The organism is Sanguibacter hominis ATCC BAA-789 (assembly GCF_012396185.1).
GTDB lineage: Bacteria > Actinomycetota > Actinomycetes > Actinomycetales > Cellulomonadaceae > Flavimobilis > Flavimobilis hominis.
Genome location: NZ_JAAXOW010000001.1, coordinates 286,367 through 300,802, shown reverse-complemented (window position 1 = coordinate 300,802; position 14,436 = coordinate 286,367). Strand labels below are relative to the sequence as shown.

Annotated in this window: 15 protein-coding genes; 14 read left to right on the top strand and 1 reads right to left on the bottom strand. The window is 71.3% G+C overall.

The window, feature by feature from the left end; genetic code table 11:
- The first annotated feature begins 127 nt into the window (after positions 1-127).
- From HF995_RS01450 to HF995_RS01405, 10 genes are all read left to right on the top strand, one after another.
- Positions 128-1,372: a multidrug effflux MFS transporter gene (locus HF995_RS01450; protein ID WP_350308686.1), complete on the top strand. Its 1,245-nt coding sequence runs from the start codon at positions 128-130 to the stop codon at positions 1,370-1,372.
- A gap of 49 nt (positions 1,373-1,421) precedes the next feature.
- Positions 1,422-1,949, top strand: a complete 528-nt coding sequence (locus HF995_RS01445; protein ID WP_168446045.1) for an RrF2 family transcriptional regulator — start codon at positions 1,422-1,424, stop codon at positions 1,947-1,949.
- Between the two features lie 93 nt (positions 1,950-2,042).
- Positions 2,043-2,612, top strand: coding sequence for a hypothetical protein (locus HF995_RS01440; protein WP_168446044.1), 570 nt, complete (start codon positions 2,043-2,045; stop codon positions 2,610-2,612).
- 172 nt (positions 2,613-2,784) lie between these two features.
- Entirely contained in the window at positions 2,785-4,008 is a 1,224-nt protein-coding gene (locus HF995_RS01435; RefSeq protein WP_168446043.1) for a TadA family conjugal transfer-associated ATPase, read from the top strand.
- Positions 4,008-4,862: a type II secretion system F family protein gene (locus HF995_RS01430; RefSeq protein WP_168446042.1), complete on the top strand. Its 855-nt coding sequence runs from the start codon at positions 4,008-4,010 to the stop codon at positions 4,860-4,862. Before HF995_RS01435 ends, HF995_RS01430 begins: the two co-directional genes overlap by 1 nt.
- Positions 4,859-5,794 carry a type II secretion system F family protein gene (locus tag HF995_RS01425; protein WP_168446041.1) on the top strand — a complete coding sequence of 312 codons (936 nt, stop codon included), beginning with the start codon at positions 4,859-4,861 and terminating at the stop codon, positions 5,792-5,794. The genes HF995_RS01430 and HF995_RS01425 overlap by 4 nt, the downstream gene beginning before the upstream one ends.
- A gap of 78 nt (positions 5,795-5,872) precedes the next feature.
- Entirely contained in the window at positions 5,873-6,094 is a 222-nt protein-coding gene (locus tag HF995_RS01420; protein WP_168445801.1) for a hypothetical protein, read from the top strand.
- The gene (locus tag HF995_RS01415; protein WP_168446936.1) at positions 6,091-6,489 is read left to right on the top strand and encodes a TadE/TadG family type IV pilus assembly protein; all 399 of its coding nucleotides are present in this window, start codon (positions 6,091-6,093) and stop codon (positions 6,487-6,489) included. Before HF995_RS01420 ends, HF995_RS01415 begins: the two co-directional genes overlap by 4 nt.
- Entirely contained in the window at positions 6,486-6,950 is a 465-nt protein-coding gene (locus HF995_RS01410) for a pilus assembly protein (protein ID WP_350308685.1), read from the top strand. The genes HF995_RS01415 and HF995_RS01410 overlap by 4 nt, the downstream gene beginning before the upstream one ends.
- Complete coding sequence (locus HF995_RS01405) at positions 6,947-7,447, top strand: pilus assembly protein TadG-related protein (protein ID WP_350308684.1); 501 nt, start codon at positions 6,947-6,949, stop codon at positions 7,445-7,447. The genes HF995_RS01410 and HF995_RS01405 overlap by 4 nt, the downstream gene beginning before the upstream one ends.
- Positions 7,448-7,538: 91 nt before the next feature.
- Here the strand turns inward: HF995_RS01405 and HF995_RS01400 are convergent, their stop codons facing one another.
- Positions 7,539-9,818 carry an LLM class flavin-dependent oxidoreductase gene (locus HF995_RS01400; protein WP_168446039.1) on the bottom strand — a complete coding sequence of 760 codons (2,280 nt, stop codon included), beginning with the start codon at positions 9,816-9,818 and terminating at the stop codon, positions 7,539-7,541.
- Positions 9,819-9,962: 144 nt separating this feature from the next.
- Here HF995_RS01400 and prfB point away from each other — a divergent pair, with 144 nt between their 5' ends.
- The 4 genes from prfB to HF995_RS01380 all read left to right on the top strand — a co-directional run bounded on the left by prfB (position 9,963) and on the right by HF995_RS01380 (position 14,288).
- Complete coding sequence (gene prfB / locus HF995_RS01395) at positions 9,963-11,078, top strand: peptide chain release factor 2 (RefSeq protein ID WP_168446038.1); 1,116 nt, start codon at positions 9,963-9,965, stop codon at positions 11,076-11,078.
- Between the two features lie 210 nt (positions 11,079-11,288).
- Positions 11,289-11,978: a cell division ATP-binding protein FtsE gene (gene ftsE / locus HF995_RS01390; protein WP_098457306.1), complete on the top strand. Its 690-nt coding sequence runs from the start codon at positions 11,289-11,291 to the stop codon at positions 11,976-11,978.
- An 11-nt stretch (positions 11,979-11,989) separates the two neighbouring features.
- The gene (gene ftsX, locus HF995_RS01385; RefSeq protein ID WP_168446037.1) at positions 11,990-12,904 is read left to right on the top strand and encodes a permease-like cell division protein FtsX; all 915 of its coding nucleotides are present in this window, start codon (positions 11,990-11,992) and stop codon (positions 12,902-12,904) included.
- Position 12,905: 1 nt separating this feature from the next.
- On the top strand, positions 12,906-14,288 hold the full coding sequence (locus tag HF995_RS01380) for a M23 family metallopeptidase (protein WP_168446036.1): 1,383 nt from the start codon (positions 12,906-12,908) through the stop codon (positions 14,286-14,288).
- The last annotated feature ends 148 nt before the right edge of the window (positions 14,289-14,436 follow it).

Genomic DNA, 14,436 nt, shown 5'->3' with positions numbered 1-14,436 from the left:
CCGCCCTGCCCGACGGTTCCCCACGGCGTGACACGAGACCGTCGCGACCGCAGAGCTGTGACGCATGCCTCCGTGACAGCCGCTGCCGCGAGGTCTGCCACTGGATCGAATCGATAAGATCGAGCGTGTGAGCCCGCGCCCGAACGACCCCGTCTCAGCCCCGCCCGCACCCCGAGGCGCTGGCTTCAAGTGGGTGCTCATGCTCGGCGCGCTCGCGGCCCTGCCGGCGATCACGGTCGACATGTACCTGCCGTCGCTCCCGACGGTCGCGCTCGATCTCCGCTCGACCGCGGCTGCCGCTCAGCTCACCGTCTCGGGGATGCTGCTCGGTGGCGCCGTCGGCCAGCTCGTCATCGGCCCGTTCTCCGACAGGTTCGGGCGGAGGCTGCCCGTCCTGATCGGCGTCGCGGCGCACGTGCTCGTGTCGCTCGCGTGCATCGTCGCTCCGACGATCGAGATCCTGATCGCCCTGCGCGTGCTGCAGGGCTTCTGCAACGCGGCCGCGTCGGTCGTCGCGATCGCGGTCATCCGTGACCGGTTCGTCGGCGCCGAGGCCGCGCGCCTCCTGTCACGCCTGATGCTCGTCATCGGTGTCGCGCCGCTGTTCGCACCCACAGTCGGCGGGGCGATCGCGTCGCGCGGCACGTGGCACCTCGTGTTCGCGGCGCTCGCCGTGATCGGCGCGGTGCTGCTGGTGATCGTGTGGCGCTTCATGCCGGAGACCCTGCCGGGGGACCGGCGCCGCATCGCGGGCCCGCGTGGCGTCTCCGCCGGCTACGCGTCGCTGCTGAAGGACAAGAAGTTCATGGCGGTCGCCGTCATCCCCGGGCTGGGGCAGGCGGTAATCATGTCGTACGTCGTCGGGTCGACGTTCGTGCTGCAGGAGGAGTACGGGCTCAGCGAGCAGCAGTTCGCGATCGCGTTCGCGATCAACGGTGTGGCGCTCGTCGGGTCGGCGCAGCTCAACGCGGCGCTCGTGCGGCGCGTGTCGCCGATGCGGATCCTGCGGGTCGCGCTCGTGGTGCAGATGGGCCTCGGCGCTGCGCTCGTCGCGGTCACCGCGACGGGCGCGGGCGGGCTCGTGGCGCTGCTGTGCGTGCTGTGGCTCGTGCTGGGCATGCAGGGGATGATCCCGGCGAACGCGTCGATGATCGCCCTGACGCCGTACGGTCACATGGCGGGCACGGCGGCCGCGCTCATGGGGGCGATGCAGGCCGGCCTCGCGGGGCTGATCAGCCCGCTCGTCGGGGTGCTCGGCGGGACGGCGGTCGCGATGGCGGCGGTCATGACGCTCGCGGTGGCGCTCGCGGTGACGGTCCTCGCCGTCGCGACGCCCGCCTACCGGCGCGGCGGCGCGTGGGGCGACGCCTGACGCTGGGCGCCCACGCTCGGGCCACCGCGGGCCGGGCATACTGTGGCCCATGCGCATCACCGCCAAGATCGACTACGCCGTCCGGGGCTGTCTGGAGCTCGCGACCACGTACGACGGCGGGTTCGTCAAGGCGGAGAGCGTCGCGACGGCGCAGCAGATCGCAGCTCCGTTCATGCTGTCGATCCTCGGCGACCTGCGGGGCGCCGGTCTCGTCGAGTCGAGGCGGGGAGCCGACGGCGGATACCGCCTCGCGCGGGACCCTGCGACGATCTCGGTCGCGGACGTGATCCGCGCGATCGACGGCCCGCTCGCGAACATCGCCGGGGTGCAGCCGGAGGACGTCGACTACCAGGGCTCGGCCGCGCACCTGCGCGAGACGTGGGTCGCGCTGCGCGTCGCGATGCGCACGGTCCTCGAGCACGTGACGCTCGCCGACGTCGCCTCCGGTGACCTCCCGCCCGCTGCGACCGACATGCTCGCCAAGCCGGACGCGTGGGTCACCCGCCCGCTGCCGGGACCGTCCCGCCAGCCGAACGCGCAGGTCAGGTCGCCGCAGGACCGTCTTCCTGGTGAGTGACGACGTCGCTATGCTCGGCGCGCGCTCATCACGGGCTTAGCGCACCCACGCTCGCGCGGCGACGCCGCGCCACGGACGGAAGCGGGGGCTCCCGTGCACAAGACCAGGATCATCGTCCTCAGTGCCTACGGCGTCGGAGCCGTCCTCATCGGGGCCTTCGTCGTGATCTACAGCGTCGGCGCGCTGCTGGTCGGGCTCTCCTGGTCCGGCGTGACGGACGGCTCCGAGGTGTCGGTGACGGGCACCGTCGTGTCGGTCGGCCCCGGCCGGGTCGTCAACGAGGACGAGATCGCCGAGGCGCGGAAGGGCGCCGAGGAGGAGGGCATCGCGCTCTCGCAGGCAGCGATCCCCCGGAGGCACGTGGGCACCTGCACCGTGACCTACGCGTTCGATGCGGGCGGCACGCGGTACGAGGGCGTCGATCTCGAGCCGAGGCAGACGTCGTGGTGCGGCCTTCGAGCGGGTGACCCCGTGTACATCGCCTATCCGGTCGGGCACCCGGAGCTGTCGAGCGACGATTACAACCGGTACCAGGCCGAGGCGAAGAGGGCCTGGGAGCGCACCTACCTCGCCGTGGGCGGTGCCGCGGTCCTCGTGATCGCTTCCGGCGTGACCGTGCACGTCCGCGCCCGTCGCCGGCCCCAGCTCGAGGTCGCGTCCTAGGGCTGATCGGCCCGCGCTCCCGATTCGCCGGGCAGCTCACGCGCGTCGGGTTCACCGGGTGAGTTGTCCACAGTCGCCGCGCGCTCCGCCCGAAAACCCCCTATGGTCTGCTTTGGCGTGCCGCGGGGGCGGCACGCCAGCACCGCGGGGGCGGGGCAGGACGGGGGACGACGTGGACGGTGTGGCCATCCTCGAGCGCGAGGTGCGCGAGCTCATCCGACGCCGGGGGATCGACCCCGAGCGCGACTCGGGCGACCTCGCGATCCTCGTCCGCGAGGCGGTCGAGGACTACGACCGCCGCTCGGGACGCGGCGTCGTCCCGACTCTCGCCGACGCTGACGACGCGACGCGCGAGATCGTCGCTGCAGTCGCCGGGATGGGCCCGCTGCAGCCGTACCTCGACGACCCCGAGATCGAGGAGATCTGGGTCAACGGCCCGCACAGGGTTTTCGTCGCGCGGCGCGGAGTCCCCGAGCTGACGACGACGATCCTCACCGAGACCCAGCTCCGCGACCTCGTCGAACGGATGCTCAAGTCCAGCGGACGGCGCCTCGACCTGTCCTCTCCGTTCGTCGACGCGACCTTGCCCGACGGGTCGCGCCTGCACGTCGTGATCCCTGACATCACGCGGCAGTGGGCCGTCAACATCCGCAAGTACGTCGTCGCCGCTCGCGGTCTCGAGGACCTCGTGGCGCTCGGGTCGCTCACCGTGCACGCAGCGCGGTTTCTCGACGCGGCGGTCCGGGCGGGGCTCAACATCCTCGTGTCCGGATCCACCCAGGCAGGCAAAACCACCATGGTGAACGCCCTGGGCGGCTCGATCCCCGCGAAGGAGCGGGTCATCGTGTGCGAGGAGGTCTTCGAGCTCAGGCTCGCGTGCCGCGACACGGTCGCGATGCAGTGCCGCCAGCCGAGCCTCGAGGGGACGGGCGAGATCCCGCTGCGGCGACTCGTCAAGGAAGCGCTGCGCATGCGTCCCGACCGGATCGTCGTCGGCGAGGTTCGTGAGGCCGAGAGCCTCGACCTGCTTATCGCCCTCAATGCCGGCATCCCCGGGATGGCGACCCTGCACGCCAACTCTGCGCGAGACGCCGTCGCCAAGCTCTGCCTGCTGCCGCTGCTCGCGGGGGAGAACGTCTCGGCGACGTTCGTGGTGCCGACCGTCGCGTCCGCGATCGACCTCGTCGTGCACCTTGGCGTCCGGTCTGACGGGACACGGCGTGTCGAGCAGATCGCGGCGGTCCCCGGCCGCGCCGAGGCGGGGTTCGTGCAGCTTGCCGACGTCTTCCGCACGGTCGACGGCGCGCTGGTCCGCGGAGACGGCTTCCCGCCAGGGCTCGAGCGCTTCGAACGCGCGGGCATCGACATCGCCGCCGAGCTGCGGGCCGCGAGCTGATGGGAGTCGTCGTCGGGCTCCTCCTGGGCGCCGGGGTCCTGTGCCTCTGGCTGTCCTGCTGGGAGCAGCAGGACCGTCCGCGCGGGACTACGCGCGGGGCCCGGATGGACGACGCCCTGCGGGCGGCGGGCCTGCCGGGCGTGCGGGTACGCAGCGTCGTCGGCATGTGCCTCGGCAGTGCGGTGGCCGTGCTGCTCGTCGCGTTCGCGGCGACACGCTCGTTCCCGATCGCGGCGAGCTTCGCGGTCATCGCAGCCGGGGCACCGGTCGCGATCGTGAGGCACCGCGCGCGCAAGCACCGCGAGGCGCTCCGCGAGGTCTGGCCCGAGGTCGTCGACCACCTCGCCTCCGGAGTGCGCGCCGGGCTCTCGCTGCCCGAGGCGCTCAGCCAGCTCGCGGTACGCGGCCCCGAAGAGCTGCGCGAGCCGTTCGCCGCGTTTGCGCGCGACTACCGCGCGACCGGCAGGTTCAACGACTGCCTCGACGATCTCAAGACCCGGATGGCCGATCCTGTCGCGGACCGTATCGTCGAGTCGCTCCGCCTCAGCCGCGAGGTCGGCGGGACGGACCTCGGTCGTCTGCTCCGCACGCTCTCCGCGTTCTTGCGCGAAGACCTCAGGACGCGCGGCGAGCTCGAGGCCCGGCAGAGCTGGACGGTCGCCGGAGCGAGGCTCGCCGTCGCGGGACCCTGGGTCATCCTCGCCCTCCTGAGCACGCGTCCTGAGACTGCGTCGGCCTACAGCTCGATCGAGGGTGCGCTCGTGCTCGCCGGAGGCGGCGCGGTCTCGACGTTCGCCTACTGGGCCATGCTGCGCATCGGGCGGCTTCCTGACGACGTGCGGGTGCTGCGATGAGCCCGGAGGTGGTGAAGGGCGCGGCGATCGGGCTCGTGGGCGGCGTCGGGCTGCTGACTATCGCGTGGCGCCTGCGCGCGCGTCGGATCACCTTCGCCGCGCGCGTCGCGCCGTATGTCGGTCGTCGAGACACCGGGTCGGCGCTCCTCGAGGAGTGCCGCGCCATCACGCCGTTCCCCACGCTCGAGATGCTGGTCGCACCCTGGGTCGCGACCCTCGGTGGGCTCGTCGCCAGGCTCGGCACACCGACGGTCCAGCTCAGGCGCCGGCTGCAGCGCGCCGGCTCGCGCTGGACGGTCGAGCAGTACCGGGCGCAACAGCTTCTCTGGGGCACGATCGGTCTCGCTGCCGGGCTCTTCCTCGCGCTCGTCCTCTCCGCGACCCGGAACCTCCCAGTGCTGCTGGGGGCAGTCCTCGTGTTCATCGCGGGCGCCAGCGGGGCCATGCTCCGCGACCGGGCGCTCGCCCGGACGATCCGCGCCCGAGACGAGGTCATGCTCCTCGAGTTCCCGACGATCGCCGAGCTTCTCGCGCTCGCGGTGGCCGCAGGGGAGGCTCCGGTCGCGGCCCTCCAGCGCGTCGCCCGGACCGCGAGCGGCGAGCTGGCGCGCGAGCTGCGGATGACGCTCGCGGACGTCCACGCAGGAGCGTCGCTCAGCGGCGCGCTCGAAGGCCTCGCGGACAGGACAGGGCTCGCGCCGCTCAGCAGGTTCGCGGAGGGCGTCGCCGTCGCTGTCGAGCGTGGGACGCCCGTCGCGGAGGTGCTCCGGGCTCAGGCCCAGGACGTGCGCGAGCAGGGGAAGCGGACGCTCATGGAGGTGGGTGGCCGCAAGGAGGTGCTCATGCTCGTCCCGGTCGTGTTCCTCGTCCTGCCGATCACCGTCGTCTTCGCCGTGTTCCCGTCGCTCTTCGTCCTGAGGATCGGGCTGTGACACAGGACGAGGCTCTGCCAGCACCTGCACGACCGGCGCCCGCCGTGGGCGCCGGAAAGACCATCAGGAAGGATCACGATGAACCAGGGGACCACGACGTGGCGAGCGCCGGACGTGTCATGGAAGGCGCGCCTCGCTGCGCGCGTCATGATGTCGGGCCCGCGCGACAGGGGAGACGTCCCTGGCTGGGTGCTCGTCACGATGATGAGCGCAGGCCTCGTCATCATCCTGTGGACCACGGCGGGCGGGCTGCTCTCCCAGCTGTTCACGGACGCGGTCAAGAGCGTCAAGGCACCCTGACCCGTCTCGGTGCGCGGCTCGGTGCCGCGGACGCAGGCTCTGCCCCCGTCGGGTTCGTCCTCGTCGGCGGGCTCGTCGTCGTGCTGTTCGTCGCGGCGCTCCAGCTCGCGCTCGTGCTGCACGTGCGGACGACCCTCGTCGACGCCGCTGCGGAGGGCGCACGCCTCGCTGCACGCGCGGACAGCACCCCGCGGGACGGCGTCGACCGCACGGTCCACCTCCTGACGAGTTCCTTGTCAGAGAGGTATGCGCAGGACGTCGTCGCAGGGACGGTCACCCATGACGACGTGCTGCTCGCTGAGGTGACGGTGACGGCCCCCGCCCCGGTGATCGGGCTGATCGGGTCCGCAGGGACGATCACGGTGCGCGGCCACGCGATCATGGAGCAGCAGTGAAGAGCCGGCCGCGCAGAGCCCGTCTCGCTCGACGGGTGCGCCTGGGCGCCGACGCTGGCAACGCCCAGGTCGAGTTCCTCCTCGTGGCCGTCGTCTTCATCATCCCGCTCGTCTACCTCGTCGTGTTCCTCAGCCAGGTGCAGGCGGCGGCGTTCGCGACCGAGGGGGCCGCCCGGGACGTCCTGCGGGCCTACACGATCGCGGACGACGATGCTGACGCTGCCGCTCGTGCCGCAGCGGCCGTCAAGGTCGCGCTGGAGGACCACGGGCTCTCTGCCGACCGCGCGGCCGTCGAGGTCGACTGCACCGAGCCGTGCGTCACCCCGGGGCAGGACATATCGGTGCGCGTGCACGTCCGGGTGCCGCTTCCCGGTGTCGCGAGCATCGGGCTCGACAGCATGTCCGTGCCCGTCGAGGCGTCCCAGCGGGGCGTCGTCGACCGCCTGCGAGCCGCGCCGTGACGCCCGCGGTAAGGGCGAGGCGACTTGCGCGACGTCTGCGCGACGATGACAGCGGTCAGGTGCTGGTCCTCGCGATCGGGTTCGTTGCGGTGGCGCTCGCACTCATCGCGACGGTGGCCGCTGTGACGAGTGTCCAGCTGGAGCGCAAGCGCCTTCTGTCCGTGGCCGACGCAGCTGCCGCGTATGCCGCCGGAACCTTCGACGAGACGCTGTTCCACGCGAACCTCGACCAGGTCGGCGACGCGACCGTGGATCCTGTCATCGTGCTGACCGACGCATCAGTGGCGTCGGCCGCGCAGGAGTACCTCGACGCCTCCGCCGACGTCGTGCCGCTGCGTGACGTGCGGCTCGTCTCTGGGACATCGCCCGACGGGCAGACCGCCGTCGTCGAGCTCGCGGGCGTGGCACGGCCAGCACTCGTCGGCTGGCTCATGGACGTGCTGGACGACGACGGCGGCGTCCGCATCGTCGTCGAGGGCGCGGCCCGCGGCAGCTGACGTCCCGCCCGCACAGTGAGCACGCCTGCACACGCAACGTGTGCGTGGGTGCTCGCTCTCCGGCTCGACGAGGGTGGGCGGACGCGGGGCGCTACCGCGTCGTCACGTCGACGTTGTGGCGGAACACGTTGTCCGGGTCCACCTCGGCCTTGAGAGCGCGCAGCCGCTCGAGAGTCGCGGGCGGGAACGCCTCCGCGACCCGCTCGGGGGAGCGGCTCGTCTCGAAGCTCGCATACAAGCCCACCATGTGCTCGCGCAGCGGTGCCCACACCCGCTCCAACGACTCCTCGGACCGGCCCATCGCCGAGACCGCGAACTGCGCACCCCGGTGCGCGAACGCCGTCGCCTCCGCCGGCACGTCCGTCGTCGCACCGCCCAGCGCACGGATCTGGAAGAAGTAGATCTCGCCCGACGCCAACGCCTCCGCAGTCGCCCGCGCAAACCCCGGCGTCACGCGCTCCAACAGCCCCGAGCGCGAGTGCGGTTCGCCGTCAGACACGTGCCCCTCCTCGGGCGCGTTCGCGATCACCGACTCGTACGTCGTCAACCGCACGTCCTGCCCATACAGAGGCGAGATCGCCGCGATCGGCTGCAGCCGCTCCACGATCGTCTCCGCGTCGTCCGAGACGACCATCGACATCGTCTGGACCACCGGCGGCTGCCCCGCCCGCGGCGCCCCCGTCAGCAGGAAGCTCGTCAGGTCGCGCGGCGCCGCCTCGACCACCGCACCCCACCGCACCAGGTAGTCCACGGGGTCCGAGAAGTCCTGCGTCAGCACACCCCAGCCAACCTCACCCACCTCGCCGGCCTCGATCTCGAACGATGTCACCACGCCCAGGTTGCCGCCCGCGCCGCGCACACCCCAGAACAGCTCCGCGTTCTCGTCAGCGCTCGCACGCACCACCGAACCGTCCGCGAGCACCATCTCCACCGCCCGCACGCGGTCGATCGTCAGCCCTTGCGAACGGCTCAAGAAGCCTACGCCGCCCGCCGTCGCGAGCCCGCCCACGCCCACACCGCCGAAGTCGCCCGACGTCACCGCCCACCCGAACGGCGCGATCACCCGCGCCACGTCCATCCATCGCGCACCCGGCTCGACCCGCACGAGCCGCGCCGCCTCGTCGAGCACCTCGACGGCGTTCATGCGCGACAGGTCCAGCACCAGGCCGCCGTCGTTCGTCGACCGGCCCGAGATGCCGTGCCCGCCCGAGCGCACGCCCAGGTCCAGGTCCGGGTGCCGGCGTGCGAACGCGAGCGCCTCGACCACCTCGGCCGTGCTGCGCGGCCGCAGCACGAGCCCCGGGTTGCCCCCGCGCATGTATCCGCCGCGAAGGCGGTGGAACTCCCGGTCGCCGGGCTCGACCGCGAGCTCGCGCAGGGACTCAGGCACGTCGTCGTACGCGACGCCCTCGCGGCGCAGCGCGAGCGACGCCCGCGGCCGCACCCGCACGCCCGCCGACCCACCCGGGACCTCCCGGTCCACCGCCTCGCGCAGCGCGGGCGCGACGTCCAGCGCGAACTCCCGCAGCACGTTCGGGTCGTCGCTCGACACGATGAACGTCCCCGCACCCTGCTCGACGACGAGCGGGAGCAGGTCCTCGACCCACGACCCGGCGGGGCCGTCGAGGAAGCCTCGCCGCACGGGCGTGAACCGCCCACCGATGTTCAGCAGGCGCCGCACCTCGCGCGGGTCACGGCCCGCCGCTTCCGCGGCGTCGTCGATCGCCGCGTTGCCGCGCGCGAACGCCTGCGTGCCGTTGCCGCCGTCGTCCTGGGCCAGGTAGGAGAGCGAGGGCAACCAGCCGTCCGCCTTGCGGCCCACGAGCCGCAGCATGCGCGGCTTGAGCGCGCCGAGCCAGATCGGCACGTCGTGGGCAGGAGCAGGCCCGCGCTTCGCGCCGTCGACGCGGTGGAACCTTCCGTCCACGCGCAGAGGCGACCGCTCGTGGACCGCCCACACGCCGCGGATGATGTCGATCGCCTCCTCGAGGGCCGTGACCCCCTCGCCGGGCGTCAGCCGCCGCCCGCCCATCGCCTCGATCGCGTCCCAGAACACCCCCGCACCCAGCCCCAGGTCCACGCGGCCACCCGAGAGCAGGTCGAGGCTCGCGACCGACCGCGCGAGCACGGCGGGCGGGCGCAGCGGCAGGTTGTGCACGTTCGCCGCCACCCGGATCCGCGTCGTCTGCGCTGCGACCCAGCTCATGAGCGTCCACGTGTCGAGGAACGCTGGCTGGTACGGGTGGTCCTGGAACGTCACGACCTCGTACCCGAGCTCCTCGCTCAGCTGCGCGAGCGCGACCGTCGCGTTCGGCTGGGCGGCGCCCGGAGTGATGAAGGTGCCCAGCTCGAGGCGATGACCGTAGTGCACGTGCCGCTCCTGCGTCCGACGGGCTGGCACGGGTGCGCCAGCGGCGGAGCGCCGACCTGCCGCTCCGCCTGACCGCACAACCCCGCCACCGCGGCCCGCATTCCGTGAGGGAGCGGCGGGCCGCGGAGGGTAACCTTGACTCTCGTGGCCACCACCGACTTCTCCGCCGAGATCAGCGCCCTGCGGGCGACCCTGAGCACGATCAGTGCCGTGAGCGACCCTGAGGCGCTCCGCGCACGCATCGAGGACCTGTCGCAGCAGGCGACCGCCCCCGACCTGTGGGACGACACCGACAAGGCGCAGAAGGTGACGACCGCGCTGTCCCAGGCGCAGAACGAGCTCGAGCGCATCACCTCGATGGAGTCGCGCATCGACGACCTCGAGGTCCTCGTCGAGATGGCGACCGAGGGCGCGGGCGACGACGACGCCGAGACGCTCGCCGAGGCTGAGACCGAGCTCCTCACGATCCGCAAGGACCTCGACCAGCTCGAGGTCCGCACCCTGCTGTCGGGCGAGTACGACGCCCGCGAGGCCGTCGTGACGATCCGCGCCGGCGCGGGTGGCGTCGACGCCGCCGACTTCGCCGAGATGCTCATGCGCATGTACCTGCGCTGGGCCGAGCGGCACGGCTACTCGACCGCGGTCCTCGACACGTCCTACGCCGAGGAGGCGGGCCTCAAGTCCGCGACGTTCGAGGTCAAGGCTCCCTACGCGTTCGGCCACCTGTCCGTCGAGGCTGGCACGCACCGCCTCGTGCGCATCTCGCCGTTCGACAACCAGGGCCGCCGCCAGACGTCCTTCGCCGCCGTCGAGGTCATCCCGCTCATCGAGCAGACCGACTCGATCGAGATCCCCGAGAACGAGATCAAGGTCGACGTCTTCCGGTCGTCCGGCCCCGGCGGGCAGTCGGTCAACACGACCGACTCTGCCGTGCGCCTCACGCACATCCCGACGGGCATCGTGGTGTCGATGCAGAACGAGAAGTCGCAGATCCAGAATCGCGCGGCTGCCATGCGCGTCCTCCAGTCGCGCCTCCTCCTCGAGCGTCAGGCTGAGGAGAAGGCCAAGAAGAAGGAGCTCGCCGGGGACATCAAGGCGAGCTGGGGCGACCAGATGCGCTCCTACGTGCTGCAGCCCTACCAGATGGTCAAGGACCTGCGCACCGAGCACGAGGTCGGCAACACGGGCGCCGTGTTCGACGGCGACATCGACGACTTCATCGAGGCCGGCATCCGCTGGCGCCGGTCCAAGCGCGACTGATCCCCGCACGCCGCACGGCCGCGCGGTGCGTCCAGAAGACTCCCAGAGCGCTTCCAGGACGGCGGGCGGCGGCGTGTCCGCCCCGAACTCCGGGACGGGTCTGCCTACGCTCGACGAGGCTCACCGTGGTCTGCGGTCGCGACGCGACCCGCCACGGGGGCTGTCGGTCGTCTGGCCGACCGGCACGAAGGAACGGAACCGGCACCCCACGTGATTCGCCTGGAGAACGTCACCAAGATCTACGCACGCGGTGCGCGACCCGCGCTCAGCTCGATCTCTCTCGAGATCGAGCGTGGCGAGTTCGTGTTCCTCGTGGGCGCGTCCGGCTCGGGCAAGTCCACCTTCCTGCGGCTCGCGCTGCGCGAGGAGCGCCCGACGTCGGGCACGATCCTCGTGGCCGGCAAGGACCTCTCGACGCTGTCGAGCTGGAAGGTCCCCGCACTGCGCCGCCAGATCGGCGCCGTCTTCCAGGACTTCCGCCTGCTGCCCAACAAGACGGTCTTCGAGAACGTCGCGTTCGCGCTGCAGGTGATCGGCAAGCCCAAGCACCACATCGAGACCGTCGTCCCTGACGTCCTCGAGATGGTCGGCCTCGGCGGCAAGGAGAAGCGCCGCCCGCACGAGCTCTCCGGCGGTGAGCAGCAGCGCGTTGCGATCGCTCGCGCGTTCGTCAACCGCCCGCCGATCCTGCTGTGCGACGAGCCGACCGGCAACCTCGACCCGACGACCTCCCTGGGGATCATGCGCCTGCTCGACCGCATCAACCGCACCGGCACGACCGTCGTCATGGCGACGCACGACGACGAGATCGTGGACCAGATGCGCAAGCGCGTCATCGAGCTGTCCGCGGGCGAGCTCGTCCGCGACCAGCACCGTGGCGTGTACGGCTCGGCGCGCTGAGGGACGGGATCATGAGACTTCAGTTCATCCTCTCCGAGATCGGCATCGGGCTGCGTCGCAACCTGTCGATGACCATCTCCGTCATCCTCGTCACGTTCGTCTCGCTCACGTTCGTGGGTGCCGCGGGCCTGCTGCAGATGCAGGTGTCCAAGCTCAAGGACGACTGGTACGGCAAGGTCGAGGTCACGGTCCTGTTGTGCCCTAACGGCTCGTCCAAGGTGCAGTGCGCCGCAGGCGAGGCCACGCCCGAGCAGGTGACCGACCTCGAGGCGCTCATCAAGTCGCCCGAGCTCGCCCCGGAGATCCAGGAGGTGTGGTTCGAGACGAAGGAGCAGGCGTTCGAGTCCTTCCAGGAGTACTTCTCCGGTCAGGACTGGGCCGAGGCGATCCGTGCCGAGGACATGCAGGCGTCCTTCCGCATCAAGCTCGTCAACCCCGAGAACTACCAGGTCGTCTCTGACGTCCTGACGGGCCGCCCGGGCGTCGAGAGCGTCGAGGACCAGCGCAAGATCTTCGACTCGCTGTTCCTCGTGCTCAACCGTGCGTCCGTGCTCGCCGTCGGGCTCGCTGCGGTCATGCTGCTCGCCGCGGTGCTGCTCATCACCACCACGATCCGCCTCTCGGCGCTCAGCCGACGGCGTGAGACGGGCATCATGCGGCTCGTCGGCGCGAGCAACCTGTTCATCCAGCTGCCGTTCATGCTCGAGGGCGCGCTGGCCGCAGCGCTCGGTGCGGTGATGGCGGTCGGCGGGCTGTGGCTGGGCGTGAAGTACCTCGTGACCGACTGGCTCGCGGGCGAGGTCTCGTGGGTGCCGCTCGTCGGTGTCGGCGAGGTCTGGACGATCGCCCCGTTGCTGCTCGCCGTCGCGATCATCCTTGCCGCCATCTCCTCCCTGGTGACCCTCAACCGCTACACGAAGGTGTGACATGAGGAACCTGCGTCGTTCTCTTGCCGCCCTGATCGTCGTCGGGCTGGTCGCGGTCGTCGCGCCCGCACCCGCGGGCGCGGACACGCTCGACGACCTGCGCGAGAAGAAGGAAGCCGCGCAGAAGGCGCGGAGCGCCGCCGAGAAGGAGATCGACAACCTCGAGGAGGACCTCGAGGACACGGACGCCGACATGGCGGCCGCATACGTCGAGCTCAAGCGCGTCGAGGCGCTCCTGCCCGTCGCGCAGGCCGAGCTCGACGAGGCCGTCGCGACGCACACGAAGGCGCAGGCCGCGGCCGACTCGCTCGGCGAGCGTCTCGAGGACGCCAAGTCCCAGGAGTCGCTCCTCGTCACCCAGGTCCAGGAGCAGGACGCGGCCGCGACGACGACGCGTGCGTCGATCGCCGAGCTCGCACGTCGCGCGTACCGCGGCGAGGGCCGGGCCGACAGCCTCGGACTCGTCGTCGGCGCGTCGAGCACCGAGGACTTCGTCGACCGCTACACGCTCTCCCAGACCGCCCTGCGCGCCCAGACGAACTCGCTCACGGACCTGCAGCAGGCGGAGGCGACGTCGCGCAACGCGCAGGCCCGCCTTGCCGGGGTCCGCGAGCAGATCGCCTCGCTCAAGACCGAGGCGGACGCCGCGGTCGTCGCCGCGCAGGAGGCTCAGGGCGCGGCCGAGAAGAAGAAGCAGGAGGTCGCGGCCCTCGTCTCGTCCCAGCAGGCACAGCTCGCCAAGATCGAGAACCGCAAGGCGCAGCAGCTCGCGGCGAAGGCGCAGAAGGAAGCCGACGCGAAGGCGCTCGAGAGCGAGATCCAGAAGGTCATCGGCCTGACGCAGAAGGAGAAGGCTCGTCTCGCCGCGATCCGCGCGGCGGAGCGTAAGGCTGCTGAGGAAGCTGCGAAGAAGGCGGCTGAGGACGCAAAGAAGAACGGCAGCAACCCGCCGACGTCGCTTCCCGGCAACGACCCGCCGTCCAGCTCGAAGTTCCTCGCCTACCCGGTGAAGAACGTGCACATCACGTCGCGGTACGGCTACCGCATGCACCCCGTGCTCGGGTATCTCCGCCTGCACGCGGGCACCGACTTCCGCGCATACTGCGGCACGCCGATCTATGCGTCTGCTGCGGGCACCGTGCAGTGGGCGCGCTACGTGTCGGGCTTCGGCAACCAGGTCCTCATCAACCACGGGACCGTGGCCGGTGCGAACCTCATGACGAGCTACAACCACTTCTCGAAGTTCGCCGTGGCGACGGGCCAGCGCGTCTCCAAGGGACAGCTCGTCGGATACTCCGGCACGACCGGCACGAGCACCGCCTGCCACCTGCACTTCGAGGTCTACGTCAACGGGTCCACCGTCAACCCCATGTCGATGCTCTGAACCGATAATCGCTCGGGAGACCAGGCGCTCGCCGGGTATCCTGGATGGTCGCGGCCGATCGGCGCCGCAGCACGACTCATCCCGGAGGAGGGACGATGGTGAAGGGCAAGCTGTACCAGATCCCTGACGGCTCCAAGAAGAGCCACCG